Source organism: Streptomyces sp. NPDC098781, assembly GCF_044759995.1.
GTDB lineage: Bacteria > Actinomycetota > Actinomycetes > Streptomycetales > Streptomycetaceae > Streptomyces.
In genome coordinates this window covers 774,083-789,260 of the sequence record NZ_JBIWAK010000002.1, presented here as the reverse complement: position 1 = coordinate 789,260, position 15,178 = coordinate 774,083, and the positions used below count along the sequence as shown (strand labels likewise).

Annotated in this window: 14 protein-coding genes and 1 pseudogene; 11 read left to right on the top strand and 4 right to left on the bottom strand. The window is 70.2% G+C overall.

Features of this window, described 5'->3' with window-relative positions; translation table 11 throughout:
• The first annotated feature begins 200 nt into the window (after positions 1–200).
• From ACIQWG_RS09590 to ACIQWG_RS09565, 6 genes are all read left to right on the top strand, one after another.
• Positions 201–635 carry a DUF3052 domain-containing protein gene (locus tag ACIQWG_RS09590; protein ID WP_404092522.1) on the top strand — a complete coding sequence of 145 codons (435 nt, stop codon included), beginning with the start codon at positions 201–203 and terminating at the stop codon, positions 633–635.
• A 121-nt stretch (positions 636–756) separates the two neighbouring features.
• Positions 757–1,215 carry a peroxiredoxin gene (locus tag ACIQWG_RS09585; RefSeq protein ID WP_404092520.1) on the top strand — a complete coding sequence of 153 codons (459 nt, stop codon included), beginning with the start codon at positions 757–759 and terminating at the stop codon, positions 1,213–1,215.
• Positions 1,216–1,363: 148 nt separating this feature from the next.
• Entirely contained in the window at positions 1,364–1,939 is a 576-nt protein-coding gene (locus ACIQWG_RS09580) for a TerD family protein (RefSeq protein ID WP_383409892.1), read from the top strand.
• A gap of 122 nt (positions 1,940–2,061) precedes the next feature.
• Positions 2,062–2,637, top strand: a complete 576-nt coding sequence (locus ACIQWG_RS09575) for a TerD family protein (RefSeq protein ID WP_404092518.1) — start codon at positions 2,062–2,064, stop codon at positions 2,635–2,637.
• Positions 2,638–2,760: 123 nt separating this feature from the next.
• Positions 2,761–3,909 carry a DUF475 domain-containing protein gene (locus ACIQWG_RS09570; protein WP_404092515.1) on the top strand — a complete coding sequence of 383 codons (1,149 nt, stop codon included), beginning with the start codon at positions 2,761–2,763 and terminating at the stop codon, positions 3,907–3,909.
• 102 nt (positions 3,910–4,011) lie between these two features.
• Entirely contained in the window at positions 4,012–4,749 is a 738-nt protein-coding gene (locus ACIQWG_RS09565; protein WP_404092512.1) for a Tellurium resistance, read from the top strand.
• 38 nt (positions 4,750–4,787) lie between these two features.
• On the opposite strand, the gene ACIQWG_RS09560 is transcribed toward ACIQWG_RS09565, so the two are convergent.
• A complete protein-coding gene (locus tag ACIQWG_RS09560; RefSeq protein ID WP_404092509.1) occupies positions 4,788–5,603 on the bottom strand; it encodes a TerD family protein in 816 nt (271 codons plus the stop codon).
• A 188-nt stretch (positions 5,604–5,791) separates the two neighbouring features.
• Between ACIQWG_RS09560 and ACIQWG_RS09555 the strand changes: the two genes are divergently transcribed.
• From ACIQWG_RS09555 to ACIQWG_RS09545, 3 genes are read left to right on the top strand one after another with little or no spacing between them, the layout of a single operon-like run.
• Positions 5,792–6,958 (top strand): HpcH/HpaI aldolase/citrate lyase family protein, encoded by a 1,167-nt coding sequence (locus ACIQWG_RS09555; protein ID WP_404092506.1) that lies wholly within the window; start codon positions 5,792–5,794, stop codon positions 6,956–6,958.
• Between the two features lie 31 nt (positions 6,959–6,989).
• The gene (locus tag ACIQWG_RS09550) at positions 6,990–9,578 is read left to right on the top strand and encodes a phosphoribosyltransferase (protein ID WP_404092504.1); all 2,589 of its coding nucleotides are present in this window, start codon (positions 6,990–6,992) and stop codon (positions 9,576–9,578) included.
• Positions 9,578–10,390 (top strand): HAD family hydrolase, encoded by an 813-nt coding sequence (locus ACIQWG_RS09545; protein WP_404092502.1) that lies wholly within the window; start codon positions 9,578–9,580, stop codon positions 10,388–10,390. Before ACIQWG_RS09550 ends, ACIQWG_RS09545 begins: the two co-directional genes overlap by 1 nt.
• 3 nt (positions 10,391–10,393) lie before the next feature.
• On the opposite strand, the gene ACIQWG_RS09540 is transcribed toward ACIQWG_RS09545, so the two are convergent.
• Positions 10,394–10,615: a zinc ribbon domain-containing protein gene (locus ACIQWG_RS09540; RefSeq protein WP_125523734.1), complete on the bottom strand. Its 222-nt coding sequence runs from the start codon at positions 10,613–10,615 to the stop codon at positions 10,394–10,396.
• A gap of 218 nt (positions 10,616–10,833) precedes the next feature.
• Between ACIQWG_RS09540 and ACIQWG_RS09535 the strand changes: the two genes are divergently transcribed.
• Together ACIQWG_RS09535 and ACIQWG_RS09530 are read left to right on the top strand one after the other, a co-directional pair.
• A complete protein-coding gene (locus tag ACIQWG_RS09535) occupies positions 10,834–12,690 on the top strand; it encodes a transglycosylase domain-containing protein (RefSeq protein ID WP_404092498.1) in 1,857 nt (618 codons plus the stop codon).
• A pseudogene (locus tag ACIQWG_RS09530) lies at positions 12,669–12,818 on the top strand (amidase domain-containing protein); the annotation flags it as partial. The gene ACIQWG_RS09535 and the pseudogene ACIQWG_RS09530, both read left to right, overlap by 22 nt.
• Before the next feature lie 26 nt (positions 12,819–12,844).
• Here the strand turns inward: ACIQWG_RS09530 and ACIQWG_RS09525 are convergent.
• Both ACIQWG_RS09525 and ACIQWG_RS09520 read right to left on the bottom strand, forming a co-directional pair.
• Positions 12,845–14,266, bottom strand: coding sequence for a hypothetical protein (locus ACIQWG_RS09525; RefSeq protein WP_404092497.1), 1,422 nt, complete (start codon positions 14,264–14,266; stop codon positions 12,845–12,847).
• A gap of 74 nt (positions 14,267–14,340) precedes the next feature.
• Complete coding sequence (locus ACIQWG_RS09520; protein WP_404092495.1) at positions 14,341–15,114, bottom strand: DUF4097 family beta strand repeat-containing protein; 774 nt, start codon at positions 15,112–15,114, stop codon at positions 14,341–14,343.
• Positions 15,115–15,178: the final 64 nt, after the last annotated feature.

Genomic DNA, 15,178 nt, shown 5'->3' with positions numbered 1-15,178 from the left:
GGCAGATTGGTGTGGTGCGCGTCACCCTGAGACCATGAGGGTGTGCCTGGAGTTGCGGTGACACGTTCAGGATCGTCACCGTTTCGGCGGTCTGAACGGCCGGGTACTTGCGCGATCCGTCCCGCCCGTGTGGACTACGGCCAATGCTTCGCGCACGCGCGTGGCTGAGACATTCCCAAAACATGATCAGGAGGCAACCCGTGAGCGCGACCGCGGACCACGCGGAGGAGCGGACCCTTGCCGAGAGGCTGGGGTTCCAGCCCGAGCAGGTGGTCCAGGAGATCGGCTACGACGACGACGTAGACCAGGAACTCCGCGAGGCCATTGAGTCAGTCACCGGCACCGAACTCGTGGATGAGGACTACGACGACGTCGCCGATGCCGCGGTGCTGTGGTTCCGCGACGATGACGGCGACCTGACGGATGCGCTGGTGGATGCCACCACGTACATCGAAGAGGGCGGCGCGATCCTGTTGCTGACGCCGAAGACCGGCCGTGACGGCTACGTGGAGCCCAGCGACATCTCTGAAGCCGCGACCACGGCGGGTCTGTCGGCGTCCAAGAGCGTCAGCGTCGGCAAGGACTGGAGCGGCAGCCGGCTGGTGACGCCCAAGGCCGCCAAGACGAAGAAGTAGCACCGGTGGCGGTGCCGGGCCGGGCCGAGAAGCCCGGCCCGGCCTCCTGCGCGGGCCCGGGTGGTCGCTGCATAGGGTGGGTCCCACCCGAACAGCCCCCACCGAAGGGACAACCTCGACGATGGCGATCCAGGTCGGCGACAAGGCCCCCGACTTCGAGCTCAAGGACAACCACGGCGCCGCCGTGAAGCTCTCGGACTTCCGCGGTTCGCAGAACGTCGTCCTGCTCTTCTACCCCTTCGCCTTCACCGGCGTGTGCACCGGCGAACTGTGCGAGGTGCGCGACAACCTCCCGAAGTTCGCCGACCGCGACACGCAGGTGCTCGCCGTCTCCAACGACTCCATCCACACCCTGCGCGTCTTCGCCGAGCAGGAGGGCCTCGAATACCCGCTGCTCAGCGACTTCTGGCCGCACGGCGAGGTCAGCCGCGCCTACGGCGTCTTCGCCGAGGACAAGGGCTGCGCGGTGCGCGGCACCTTCGTCATCGACAAGGAGGGCGTGGTCCGCTGGACCGTCGTCAACGCCCTGCCGGACGCGCGTGACCTCGGCGAGTACGTGAAGGCACTCGACACCCTCTGATCCCGTCCGGTCCCTCCGGTGACCGACACCCGGGATTCTTGGCCACCAAGGCCTGCGAGCCACGGGAACCCGTCACTAGGATCGAGTCGTTGATCCGATATCAAACGCACGGCGGGGCTCCCCGCCCCTGGACACCAATGGAGGACTCGTGGGAGTCAGCCTCAGCAAGGGCGGCAACGTATCACTGAGCAAGGAGGCCCCCGGCCTGACCGCGGTCATCGTCGGTCTGGGATGGGACGTCCGCACCACCACGGGTACGGACTTCGACCTCGACGCCAGCGCGATGCTGCTGAACAACACGGGCAAGGTCGGCAGTGACGCCAACTTCGTGTTCTTCAACAACCTGAAGAGCGCCGACGGCTCGGTCGAGCACACCGGCGACAACCTCACCGGTGAGGGCGAGGGCGACGACGAGCAGATCAAGGTCAACCTCGCGGGCGTCCCGGCCGACGTGGAGAAGATCGTCTTCCCGGTCTCGATCTACGACGCCGAGAACCGTCAGCAGTCCTTCGGCCAGGTGCGCAACGCCTTCATCCGCGTCGTGAACCAGGCCGGCGGCGCCGAGATCGCGCGCTACGACCTCAGCGAGGACGCGTCCACCGAGACCGCGATGGTCTTCGGCGAGCTGTACCGGCACGGGGCGGAGTGGAAGTTCCGCGCCATCGGCCAGGGCTACGCGTCGGGCCTGCGCGGCATCGCGCAGGACTTCGGTGTGAACGTCTGAGCCACCGTCCGGACGTCACCGTCCAGGACGCCACTGGCTGAGTCCGGCGCCGTACCGTTTGGGTACGGCGCCGGATGCGCAGGACAACCAAAGAAGAGCATCACGCGGGGAGGACCAGCATCATGGGCGTCACGCTCGCCAAGGGAGGAAACGTCTCCCTGTCCAAGGCCGCACCCAACCTCACTCAGGTGATGGTCGGGCTCGGCTGGGACGCGCGCTCCACCACCGGAGCCCCCTTCGACCTCGACGCCAGTGCCTTGGTGTGCAGCGGCGGCCGGGTACTGGGCGATGAGTGGTTCGTCTTCTACAACCAGCTCAAGAGCCCGGACGGCTCGGTGGAGCACACCGGCGACAACCTCACCGGCGAGGGCGACGGCGACGACGAGTCGCTGCTGATCGACCTGTCCAAGGTGCCGGCCCACTGCGACAAGATCGTCTTCCCGGTCTCGATCCACATGGCCGACGAACGCGCCCAGACGTTCGGCCAGGTCAGCAACGCCTTCATCCGCGTGGTGAACCAGGCCGACGGCCAGGAACTCGCCCGCTACGACCTCAGCGAGGACGCCTCCACCGAGACCGCCATGATCTTCGGCGAGGTCTACCGGTACCAGGGGGAGTGGAAGTTCCGGGCGGTGGGACAGGGGTACGCGTCCGGACTCCGGGGCATCGCACTCGACTTCGGGGTCAACGTCTCATAACGCGATATGAGCAAAAGCCGGGGCCCGGTGGGGGACGAAGAGGAGCCGACTAGACTTCGGTTCAAAGTTTCGTAAAGCCGAGTGCGGCGCGCGGAGCCCCGTACACACAGGATTGGGTAGCCAGTGGTTCTGAAAACCTTCGGCTGGTCGTTCGCGGTCACCGCGCTCGGCCTGGTTGCAGCGGTCCTCTTCGGGGGGTGGACCGCGCTCGGTATCGTGGCGATCCTCTCCGTCCTCGAGATCTCGCTGTCGTTCGACAACGCGGTGGTCAACGCCGGGATCCTGAAGAAGATGAATGCCTTCTGGCAGAAGATCTTCCTCACCATCGGCATCCTGATCGCCGTCTTCGGTATGCGACTGGTCTTCCCCGTCGTGATCGTCGCGATCAGCGCCTCGCTGGGCCCGATCGAGGCCGTCGACCTCGCGCTCAACGACAAGGACCAGTACCAGCAGCTCGTCACCGACGCCCACCCGGCGATCGCCGCGTTCGGTGGCATGTTCCTGCTGATGATCTTCCTGGACTTCATCTTCGAGGACCGGGACATCAAGTGGCTGGGTTGGCTGGAGCGCCCGCTGTCCAAGCTCGGCAAGGTCGACATGCTGTCGGTCTGCATCGCGCTCATCGTCCTGCTGATCTCGGCCCTGACCTTCGCGGCCAACGCGCACCAGCACGGCGGCGCGCACGTCGACAAGGCGGAGACGGTCCTGCTCTCCGGCATCGGCGGCCTGATCACGTACATGATCGTGGGCGGTCTCTCCGGCTACTTCGAGGACAAGCTCGAAGAAGAGGAGGAGCGCGAGCACGAGGCCGAGGAAGAGGCCGAGCGCACCGGCAAGCCACGCTCCGCCGTCGCCCTGGCCGGCAAGGCCGCCTTCTTCATGTTCCTCTACCTCGAGGTCCTGGACGCGTCCTTCTCCTTCGACGGCGTGATCGGCGCCTTCGCCATCACCAACGACATCGTCCTGATGGCGCTCGGCCTCGGTATCGGCGCGATGTACGTCCGGTCGCTGACCGTCTACCTGGTCCGTCAGGGCACCCTGGACGACTACGTCTACCTGGAGCACGGCGCGCACTACGCGATCGGCGCGCTCGCCATGATCCTGCTGGTCACCATCCAGTACGAGATCAACGAGATCGTCACCGGCCTGGTCGGTGTCGTCCTGATCGGCGCCTCCTTCTGGTCCTCGGTGCGCCGCAACCGCGCGCTGGCGGCAGCGGAGGGAAAAGCGGAGGGCTCGGACGAGAAGACTGAGGTCTCGTCCGGGGTGTGACACCCCCGCGGTTGAGGAACGCTGTCGACGGGGCGGCCGGACGTCCGGCCGCCCCGTCGGTTTTGCCAAGTGACGCGGGGCTTAGTGGGACGTGGGGGCGGAATGGGCTTCTTGGACGGGCTGTGGCGTGGCCGGGCGGCCGAGTTCGACTCGGGCAGCGCGTCGTCGAACTCGATCGAGCTGACGAAGCGGCACGACCGGGTCTCGCTCACCAAGCAGGGCGCGGCGACCGGGCACCTGCGGATCAACCTGACCTGGCGGATGCGGACGTCCGACATCGGAGGATCGCAGCGCGAGAGCCTGCTGCGGCACCCCTTCAAGGCGCTCAAGCCGCCGGAGGTGCTCGGGCACAGCCAGAGCATGGTCAACGTCGACCTCGACCTCGGAGCGCTGTACGAGCTGACCGACGGGACGAAGGGCGTCGTCCAGCCGCTGGGCGGGTTCCTCGGGGACGTCAACTCACCGCCGTACGTGAAGCTCAGCGGCGACGACCGGTTCGGGTCCGCGTCCGGGGAGACGATCTACGTCAACCTCGATCACCGGGAGAGCATCAAGCGGCTGCTGGTCTTCGTGTACATCTACGACCAGACGCCGGCCTTCGACCGGACGCACGCGATCGTCACGCTGTATCCGAGCAACGGCCCCCGGATCGAGATCGGCCTCGACGAGCGGCATCCGCAGGCCCGGTCCTGCGCGGTGGTGATGATCGAGAACGTGAAGGGGGAGATCTGGGTCCGACGCGAGGTGAAGTTCGTGTACGGGTTCCAGGCCGAACTCGATCGGTTGTTCGGGTGGGGATTGCAGTGGGGACGCGGATACAAGACCAAGGCGGAGAAGTAGCCGCCGGTCGGTGCCCGCGCCCCGTCAGCGCGCTCTCGTCACCGCCCGATGAACTGCGGGCCCTGCGGCGGCAGGCGGAACTCCTCGTTCTGGACCGCCGTCACCGGCGGCGGGTAGCCGTAGCCCGACGGGGCCATGGCCGGCTGGCTGGTCGGCTGGGGGTAGCCGTACGCCGGCTGGGTCGGCGGGGGCTGCTGGGGATAGCCGTAGGACGGCTGGGGCGGGACGGCGGTCGTCGGCTGCTCGGGAGGCAGCGGCTGGGACGCCTCGGGCGCCGACGTGGAGTCGTCCATCACCTCCGACTCGTCCACCGAGATGCCGAAGTCCGTCGCCAGGCCCCTGAGGCCGTCCGAGTAGCCCTCGCCCAGCGCGCGGAACTTCCAGCCCTCGCCGCGCCGGTACAGCTCGCCGCAGATCAGGGCCGTCTCCTCGCCCGTCTCCGGCTTGATGTCGAAGTACGCCAGCGGATCACCGTCGGCGGCTGCGGCGTCGTACAGCAGGATGCGCAGGTCCCGTACGCGGTCGAAGGCGACGCCGTCCGCCGAAGCGACCACCAGAATCTGACCGACGCCGGACTCGACACCGGCGAGATCTGTCTGGATCGTGTCGGTGAGGCCTTCGGTGAGGCCTTCGGTGAGCCGCTTCTTGCCGAGCCGCCAGACCTGCCCGGAGGGGTGCCGGGGCTGGTTGTAGAAGACGAAGTCCTCGTCGGAGCGCACACGACCGTCGAGGCCGAGGAGCAGAGCCGAGGCGTCGACGTCCGGGACCCCCTGCCCGGGAGTCCACCGCAGCACGGCTCGTACCGTGGTGGCTTCGAGAGGGACGTTCGACCCTTTCAACATCGCGTGCGTCATGGGGCAATCCTGCCCTCTCCGTCCTGGTCACGACAACGCGGGGTATGTATGACGTGGCGCGGTCGTGTTTGTCCGCGTTACCAGAAATTCATGCCTGGCGGGAACCCCTGACATGGGTATCTACGTACTATTACCGGCCACCTGTGAACGGGTCACAGGGGCCACAAGAGTCACCACGGGGGAGCTCTATGCGTCATTTCGGGCACATCGCCCCTGAGGTGCGGCAGCGCCTCTTCCATCAGGAGCCGTGCGAGTTCACCGCCGACTCCCCGGCCCGGCTGCTCTCCGCGGCCCTGGGCGCCACGCTCTACAGTCCGGCCACCCGGCCGCAGCTCGCCGACGACATCGTCAAGCAGGCCGGACGTGGCGTGGTCTCGATGGTGCTGTGCCTGGAGGACTCGATCGGCGACGAGGACGTGCCGGAGGGCGAGCAGAACCTGGTCCGGCAGTTCGCCGACCTCGCCACCCGACCGGTGGCCGATCTGCCGCTGCTGTTCATCCGGGTCCGCACGCCCGAGCAGATCCCCGATCTCGTGGGGCGGCTCGGTCCCACGGCCCGTCTGCTGTCGGGATTCGTGCTGCCGAAGTTCACCGGGGACCGCGGCATGCCCTTCCTGGAGGCCCTCGCGACCGCCGAGGCGCACAGCGGCCGGCGGCTCTTCGCCATGCCGGTGCTGGAGTCGCCCGAGCTGCTCTACCGGGAGTCGCGCGTGGAGACCCTGGAGGGCGTCTTCCGCGCCGTCGACAAGTACCGGGACCGGGTGCTGGCCCTGCGGCTCGGCGTCACCGACTTCTGCTCGTCGTACGGGCTGCGCCGGGCCCCCGACATGACGGCGTACGACGTCCAGATCGTCGCCTCCGTGATCGCCGACGTGGTGAACATGCTGGGCCGGGCCGACGGCACCGGATTCACGGTGACCGGGCCGGTGTGGGAGTACTTCCGGGTGCAGGAACGTATGTTCAAGCCCCAGCTGCGCCGCAGCCCCTTCCTGGAGGGCCAGGCCGAGGAACTGCGCGAGGCCCTCATCGAGCACTCCATGGACGGTCTGCTGCGCGAGATCACGCTGGACCACGCGAACGGGCTGCTCGGCAAGACCTGCATCCACCCCTCCCATGTGCTGCCCGTGCACGCACTCTCCGTGGTCAGCCATGAGGAGTTCAGTGACGCCCAGGACATCCTCAGGCCGGAGCGCTGCGGCGGGGGTGTACTCAGGTCGCAGTACACGAACAAGATGAACGAGGTGAAGCCGCACCGCGCCTGGGCCGAGCGGACCATGCTGCGGGCGGAGGCCTTCGGCGTGGCCAATGAGGACATCGGCTTCGTGGAGCTGCTCGCCGCCGGAATCCCCGGCTGAACACCGGAAACCCCGGCTGAATAAGGGACGCATGAACAACGCAGTGAACGACGGGGTCTGGTCCGGGAGCTGGGTCGCCGAGCGGCTCGGGGTCCAGCTCGTGGGCGACGACGAGCTCACGCAGATGCTGGGGCTCGCCCTGCGGCGCAACCCCAAGCGGGCGCATCTGCTGGTCTCCAACGTGCTCGGCAAGCACGTACCGCAGTCACCCTCCGTGGTGTACGGCGCGGGCTTCGCGCTGGGACGCCGGGTGCGGGAGCTCCTGGGCGACGAGGAGGCGGGCGCGGCGGTCGTCCTCGGCTACGCGGAGACGGCGACCGGTCTCGGCCACTCGGTCGCCGACGGTGTGGGTTCCGGGACGTATCTGCACTCCACGCGCCGCCCGGTCGCCGGGGTCGCCCGCGCGGGCGGGTTCGAGGAGTCCCACTCGCACGCCACGTCGCATCTGCTGCTGCCGGAGGATCCGGCGCTGCTGGCGGGTGACGGGCCGCTGGTCCTGGTCGACGACGAGTTCTCCACCGGCAACACGGTGCTGAACACCGTCCGCGATCTTCATGCGCGGTATCCGCGGCGGCGGTATGTCGTGGTGGCGCTGGTGGACATGCGGTCGGCGGCGGATGCGAGCCGCCTCGCGGACTTCGCCAGGGAGATCGGCGCCCGGGTTGATCTGGTGACGGCGGCCTCGGGAACCGTACGGCTGCCGGAGGGGGTGTTGGAGAAGGGGCAGGCGTTGGTGGCGCGGTACGAGGCGGAGAGCGCCGTGGAGGGTGAATCGTCGTCTGCGGGAGCGTCGGGGCTGGTCGCGCAGTTCCCCGCGCCCCTGAAAGCGGGCGTCGAGGTGGCCGACCCTCAAGGGGCGCGGGGAACTGCGCGATCAACCCCCACCGGCCCGCACCCGGCACACGAGCCCACCCACCCCCACATCACCCGCATAGACCTGCACTGGCCCCCCGGCCTCCCCGACGGCGGTCGCCACGGCTTCACACCCACGCACCGCAAGCGCCTCGAAGCCGCCCTCCCCGCCATGACCGCCCGCCTCGCGGAGGCACTCCCGGCCGACGCCCGCCGCGTCCACGTGCTCGGCTTCGAAGAGCTGATGTACGCCCCGCTCAGGCTCGCCCGCGAGCTGGAGCAGGTCGCCGAAGGGGTCGAGGTCCGCTACTCCACGACCACCCGCTCGCCCGTTCTCGCGGTCGACGACCCCGGCTACGCGATACGCACCCGCCTCGCCTTCCCGGCCCACGACGACCCGGCCGACGGCCCCGGCGAGCGCTACGCCTACAACGTCGCGGGCGCCGGTTTCGACGCCGTCGTCGCCGTCGTCGACTCGACCGCCGACACCGACGAACTGCACGCCCCCGAGGGGCTGCTGGCGCAGCTGGCCGAGCACACCCCGCACGTCCTGCTCGCGGTCGTGCCGTCGTACGTCCCCGGGCCCCAGGCCCTCCCCGAAAGGCCCCCGATGCTGCCCGAGCCCCTGCGCGGCCCCGCCTTCTCCTCGTACGCCCCGGAGGAGGTCGGCTGGCTGCTCCAGGACCTCTCGGACGTGACGCTGGAGGCGCCGACCGAGGAGCGCGAGGAGGCCATCCAGAGCGGCGGCGCGCACTACGCGGAGTCGCTGCCGGTGGAGTACCAGCCGAGCGAGCAGTACCAGGAGCTCTTCCACACGGCCCTGGAGGAGTCGTCGGCGCGGCTGGCGCAGGCGGTCGGCGCGGTCACCGAGCTGGTGCTGGCGGAGCGTTCGCCGCGTCCGGTGCTCGTCTCCCTCGCCCGCGCGGGCACCCCGGTGGGCGTCCTCATGCGCCGCTGGGCGCAGTTCCGGCACGACCTCGACCTGCCGCACTACGCCGTCTCGATCGTGCGCGGACGCGGCATCGACGCCAACGCCCTGCGCTGGCTGGCCGCCCACCACGACCCGCGGGACGTCGTCTTCGTCGACGGCTGGACGGGCAAGGGCGCCATCACCCGCGAACTGACCGCCGCGATACGGGAGTTCGAGGCGTCTGACGGCATCACCGGCTTCGACCCGGAGATCGCCGTACTGGCCGACCCGGGCTCCTGCGTGCGGACGTACGGCACCCGCGAGGACTACCTGATCCCGTCCGCGTGTCTCAACTCCACGGTCTCCGGCCTGATTTCCCGTACGGTGCTGCGGTCCGACCTGGTCGGCCCGCATGACTACCACGGCGCGAAGTTCTACCGCGAACTCGCCGGCGCCGACGTCTCCGTGGCCTTCCTCGACGCCGTCGCCGCCCGCTTCCCCGAGGTCGTGGACGCCGTCGACGCGACCGCCAAGGAGCTGCTGTCCGCCGACCGCGCGCCGACCTGGGAGGGCTGGGCGGCCGTCGAGCGCATCAGCGAGGAGTACGGCATCCACGACGTGAACCTCGTCAAGCCGGGCGTCGGCGAGACCACGCGGGTGCTGCTGCGCCGGGTGCCGTGGAAGATCCTGGCGCGGGCGGGGGCCGGCGCCGACCTGGACCACGTACGACTGCTGGCCGAACAAAGGGGAGTACCGGTGGAGGAAGTGGCCGAACTGCCGTACACCTGCGTGGGGTTGATCCACCCCAAGTACACGCGGGGCGCGACGGGTGCCGACGGCCGGGCGGTGAACCTCTGATGCCGGTGCTGGTGGCGAGCGACCTCGACCGTACGCTGATCTACTCCGCCGCGGCCCTGGCGCTGACCATGCCGGACGCGCGGGCACCGAGGCTGCTGTGCGTGGAGGTGCACGAGAGCAAGCCGCTGTCGTACATGACCGAGACGGCGGCCCGGCTGCTGACCGAGCTCGGCGACGCGGCGGTCTTCGTGCCGACGACGACCCGGACCCGTAAGCAGTACGAGCGCATCAACCTGCCGGGCCCCGCGCCGCGGTACGCGATCTGCGCCAACGGCGGCCACATCCTGGTCGACGGCGTCTCCGACCCGGACTGGAACGCGGCTGTCATGGCCCGGCTGGCCGAGCAGTGCGCGCCGCTCGCGGAGGTGCAGGACCACCTGATGGCGTCGGCGTCCCCGGCCTGGGTGCGCAAGCACCGGATCGCCGAGGACCTGTTCGCCTACCTCGTCGTCGAGCGCGAGCTGCTCCCCGAGGAGTGGGTGAAGGAGCTCGCGGTGTGGGCGGAGAACCGCGGCTGGACGGTGTCGCTCCAGGGCCGCAAGATCTACGCCGTCCCGAAGCCGCTGACCAAGAGCGCGGCCATGCACGAGGTGGCCCGCCGCACGGGGGCGGAGCTGACGCTGGCCGCCGGCGACTCCCTCCTCGACGCCGACCTGCTGCTGGCCGCCGACCGGGGCTGGCGCCCGGGCCACGGCGAACTCGCGGACGCCGACTGGACGGCTCCCGCGATCAGCGCGCTGCCCGAGCGGGGGGTGCTGGCGGGGGAGCGCATCCTGCGCGAGTTCCTGAAGGAGACCAGGGCGCCCCGGTAAGCGTCAGCCGCAGCAGCCCCCGCCGCAGCAACCGCCCCCGCCGCCGCTCGCCCTAGGCGCGGCGGCAGGGGCGGACGCCGTGCCGCCGACGGCCACCGTCGACAGGAGCTTCACCGTGTCGTCATGCCCCGCAGGGCAGCTCGCGGGCGCGGACGACTCCGCCATCGGGCGGCTCAGTTCGAAGGTGTCACCGCAGCTGCGGCACCGGTATTCGTAGCGAGGCATGGTCACAGACTAATCGGCGTGACCGGATACGCACCCCTCTGCCGCCGTTTGTGATCGACACTGTCCGGTACCGGTGTGGAGAATTTGAAAAGGGCACTGATACTTTTCGATCGCCGCGAGGAGCCGTCAGGCCGGGGGAACAGGGGGCGCGCTGCCGTTGACCGCGGCGGCCATGCCCTTCCGCGCGGGCACGACCGAATGCGGGGAGGGGCGCAGCCATGACCAGGGCTGGGCAGGAGCCGGACGAGACCATGCAACTCAAGGTCCCCGTGCTCCCGCCGGACGAGACCGTGCAACTGCGGGCGTTAGGTGCGGAGTTCTCCCGCACAGGCGAACGCGACCCAGGAAGATCCCGCACCCCGGGACATCGTCGGAAGGCGACGCGGCCCTCCGCCCTGTCCCGCCTCCGGGCGGCCGTAGCTCCCTGGGCACCGCACCTGCGCCGCCTCCGACCCCGATACCCCCGCCCGGGCCGCGCCGGCTGGCGCCGCTGGATGCCCTCCTGGCGGCAGTGGCTGGGCGCCGTGCTGACCGCCCTGGGCCTGAGCACCGCCGTCCTGACCGTGGCGTACGCCGCCACCGGCATCCCGGCGAACCTCAACTCGTACGCCACCCAGCAGGACAACGTCTATTTCTGGTCCGACGGGACGCCCATGGCGCGCACCGGCTGGGTGCGGCGGCAGGACATGCCGTTGAAGGACATACCCGAGGACGTCCGCTGGGCGGTGCTCGCCGCCGAGAACGCGAGCTTCTACAACGACCCCGGCATCTCGCTCAGCGGCCTCACCCGCGCCGTGTGGCGCACCTTCGGCGAGGGCGACACCCAGGGCGGGTCCACGATCACCCAGCAGTACGTCAAGAACGTCTATCTCAACCAGGACCGCTCGGTGGGCCGCAAGCTCACCGAGGCCATGCTCGCCCTCAAGCTCGACAACCGGATGAGCAAGGACGACATCCTGGAGGGCTACCTCAACACCAGCTGGTTCGGGCGCGGGACGTACGGCATGCAGCGCGCCGCGCAGGCCTACTACGGCAAGGACGTCGGCGAACTGAACGTCAGCGAAGCCGCGTTCCTCGCCTCCCTGCTCAAGGGCGCCGCCCTCTACGACCCCGCGCTGAGCAAGGCCAACCACGCGCGGGCGGTGGAACGCTGGTCCTGGATCCTCGACCGCATGGTCGACATCGGCAGGCTGTCACCGGCCGAGCGGGCCAAGTACCGTGACTTTCCCGAGCCGTTGAAGCAGGCCCAGGGCCAGGACACCGGCAAGCAGAGCGACTACCTGGTGGAGCTGGCCGCGCAGTACGCCAAGAAGGCCGCGCATCTGACGGGCCAGCAGTTCGACCTCGGCGGCTACCAGATCTACACGACCTTCGACCGCAAACGGGAGACCGCGCTCACCGACGCCGTGAACAAGGCCCGCGCGCGGGCGAAGAGGGACCACCCGGCCGAGGCGCGGACCGCGCACTACGGCGCCGCCTCGATCGCCACCGACGGACGCGTCCTCGCCGTCCACGGCGGCCCGGACCACCGTACGCAGGGCTACAACGAGTCCAACGCGACCACCGTGCCCGCCGGTTCGGCCTTCCAGCCCTTCGTCTACGCCTCCGCGCTCCAGCACGGCGTCCACCGGACCCGCGACGGCGGTCCGACCGAGATCACCCCCGAGACGCTGTACGACGGGGGCGACGACATCCCGGTGATGACCCCCGAGGGGCCCTACTGGGACCGCGGCGGCAAGAAGGTCGCCGCCCGCAACGACGGCGGGCAGGACTACGGGCGGATCAGCCTGCACAACGCGCTCGCGCGGTCCGTGAATACCCCGTTCATGCAACTCGGCATGGACACCGGCCTGGACCGGGTGCGCCGCACCGCCGAGGCGGCCGGCCTGCTCTCCTCCAGCTTCGGCCCGCAGATCCCGGCACTGTCCGAGGGCAGCGCCACACCGAGCGCGATCCGCATGGCCAGCGGGTACGCCACGTTCGCCGCCGGCGGTACGCATGTCGAGCCGTACTCGGTGTCCCGGATCACCCGCAACGGCTCCAAGGTGAAGCTGGCCGAGCCGGCCACACGATGATCGTCACCTACCGCAGCCCGCAGGGCGTGCCGTATCTGACGTACCACTCCTCGAACACCTACCGGCGTTCGCTGGCCAGCATCATCGCGTCGGACCCGAACGCGGCGTACTACGCCTACCGCACCTGATCGCCCCGGGCCGGGGGCGGTACGGCTCAGTGGTCGGCGCCGCGGTCCTCGCGGATCCGGGCGACGACGCCGGCCACCGTCTGCCGTACCGCCTCCGTCTCGGTCAGGAAGTGCCAGTAGTCCGGGTGCCGCCCCTCCAGCGTGCCGATCGCGCGCTCCAGCCGGGCGACGGACTCGTCCAGCGGGCGCGCGTGGCTCGGGTCGGGAGTGTTCCGCCCCGCCATGGCCAGCCGCTGGGCGTCCCGGATTGCGAAGCGGGTCCGTTCGATCTCCTGCTGGGGGTCCTTCTGCACGGCGTTCAGCCGGCGCAGCCGGTCGCCGGCCGCCGACACCGACTCGTCCGTGCCGTTCAGCAGCGCCCGGACCGTCGACAGCAGCGCGGTGGCGTCCGGCCAGCGCTGCTCGTCGCGGGCGGTCCGGGCCTCCTTCAGCTTCAGCTCCGCCTGCCGTACGTTCTCCGCCGCCCCCTCCGGGACACCCTGGAGGTCCTGCCAGCAGGCCGCGGTGAACCGCCGCCGCAGCTCGCTCAGCACCGGCTCGACCTGCCCGGCACGGGTGGTGAGCGCCTGGGCGCGGGTGCGCAGCGAGACGAGCCGGTGGTCGATCTCGGCGGCCTTCTCGGGCAGCCGCTCGGCCTCCACCCGGACCGACTCCGACTCCCGCGCGACCCGCTCGGCGCGCTCCAGCGTCTGCGGCACACCATGCTGCCCGGCGCCCTGGTTCAGCTTGGTCAGCTCCGGGCCCAGCGCCGCGAGCCGCGCCGCGAGATCGTCGGCCCGCAGCCCCGATTCCCGTACGGCGTCCAGCGCGTTCGACGCGGCGAGCAGGCCCTGCCGGGCACGCTCCACGGCCGGGGCGAGCCGGGCCAGCTGGGTCTCGGCCTTGCCCAGCAGGGGCCCGAGCCCGTCGGTGTACCGGTCCAGCTCGCGCTTGACGTTGTCGAGATCGTCCTTGGCCTTCGTCAGCTCCGTACGCGCACGTGCGGCGACCGAGGCCTCCAGGTCGTCGCGGTCGAGGTCGTGGGCGTCGACGGCCTGGATGTACTGATGGGAGACCTCGTCGATGCGCCGGCCGAGGGCCTCGAAGTCGGAGATCGCCCGGCGGGCGGCGGGGGAGTCGTCGACGGCCGTGATCGTCTCGATGGAGATCCGCAGGTCCCGCTGGGCCGTGTCCAGCTCGTAGAACGCGGCCGCCGCCGCGTCCTTCGCGGCCTGCGCCTCGGCCCGCTGGCTCTCGGCCCGCCCGCCGAACCAGCGCCGGGTGCCGCCACCGGCGAAGGCGGCGGGCAGCGCCAGGGCGACGACGACGGGGAGGGCGACGGCCAGGGCGAGCGTGTCGCGGAGCGCTCGGCGCGAACCGCTGCCCCGGGCCCCTGCGGCGGACCGCGTGGAAGGTCGCCGCGCCCGCGGCACTGACGGCGAGTTCGGCTGCGGAGGTGTCGCCGTCACATCCCTCTCCCGTGCTGTCATTCACCCTGCCCGGTCTTATTCTCCCACCGGTTTAGGACGAACACACGGGACGGTTAGTTCGCGGTTCGGACCGTGACTTTTCCGTCGCCGGTGTGGGCGGAGACCCGGTGGGCACTGCTGTCGTCCCGCGGCACGGACACGTCCACCGAGCCGTCGCCGGTCTGCGTCGTCACGCGGTACGTCGCGCGCGGCAGCTCGATCGTCACCGATCCGTCGCCGCTGCGGGTGTCCACCCGGTCCGGCACGGTGCCCAGTTCGAGCCGGACCGAGCCGTCCCCGGTCTGCGCCCTCACCTGCCGCGAGGAGACGTCCGAGACCCGCACGGACCCGTCCCCCGTCCTCAGGTCCAGCGGCCCGCTGGAGTCGGTGACGTGCACGGCCCCGTCCCCCGTACGAATGCTCAACGGGTCCCGGAACCCGCGTGCCCGCACGCTGCCGTCCCCGTCCTCGACCTTCACGGTGACCCCGCGCGGCACCTCGATGCGGTGCTTGGCCGAGCAGTCGGCGATCATGCCCGAGCACTTCTCCCGCAGTACCAGCCGGTCGTCCTTCATCGACCAGGTCACCTTCAAATCCGACCCGATCGCCACCGACCCCTCGAACCAGCGGGTGACCGCCACCGTGCCCGCCTTGTGCGAGTCGGCGGCGACGATCTCCAGCGCCGAGTCGTCGGAGTCGACGGTCAGGGTCCGGCCCGTCAGCTCGAACGACCGGTGCTCGGGTTCCTTGTCGTCCCCGGCGGAGGCCCCACAGGCGGCGAGCCCCGCGACGAGCACCACGACGGCTCCGGCGACGGCGGCGGCGCGGACGGGAACGGTACGGGCCATGACGATCTCCCCCTGGGGCTGCCCCGGGCCGACCTGTTCGGCCCAGGAGTGCGATGGTGCTTCG